The 526-nt window shown below is 47.5% G+C and carries 1 protein-coding gene; it reads right to left on the reverse strand.

Translation table 11 applies throughout. The features are described 5' to 3' along the window. Window positions 1–53 precede the first annotated feature (53 nt). Window positions 54–526: CoA-transferase (locus GBI16_RS18345; RefSeq protein ID WP_151707629.1), on the reverse strand; the 473-nt coding region annotated here is incomplete at its 5' end.

The raw sequence follows: 526 nt of genomic DNA on the forward strand, positions 1-526 counted from the left end.
AGAAAGATGGAAGTCCCCCTTTATCAAAGGGGGATTTAGGGGGATTCAAATCATTAATTCTGTTGAGTCGCATCCACTAAAGTTGCACCCGTCATGGCCTGCAATTCTGCAAAGCTTAAACCGTCGATTTTCTCAATCACTTTTAAACCCTCTGCGGTGACATCAATCACACACAGGTCGGTATAAATACGGTCTACACACTTCAAACCTGTTGCGGGATAGCTCAGTTCAGCCACGATTTTCGGTTCACCTTGTTTGGTCACATGATCGGTGGTGATAAAGACTTTCTTGGCACCGACAGCTAAGTCCATTGCACCGCCAACCGCAGGAATCGCATCAGGTGCACCGGTATGCCAATTGGCCAAGTCACCATTGGCTGCGACTTGAAAGGCACCTAGTACTGCAATATCTAAGTGACCACCACGCATCATGGCAAAAGAATCCCCATGATGGAAAAAGGCACCGCCTTGCAGCATGGTCACATATTCTTTACCCGCGTTGATCAGTTCAGGGTCTTCTTCACCTT

This window comes from Acinetobacter sp. TUM15064 (genome assembly GCF_008980265.1).
Classification (GTDB): domain Bacteria; phylum Pseudomonadota; class Gammaproteobacteria; order Pseudomonadales; family Moraxellaceae; genus Acinetobacter.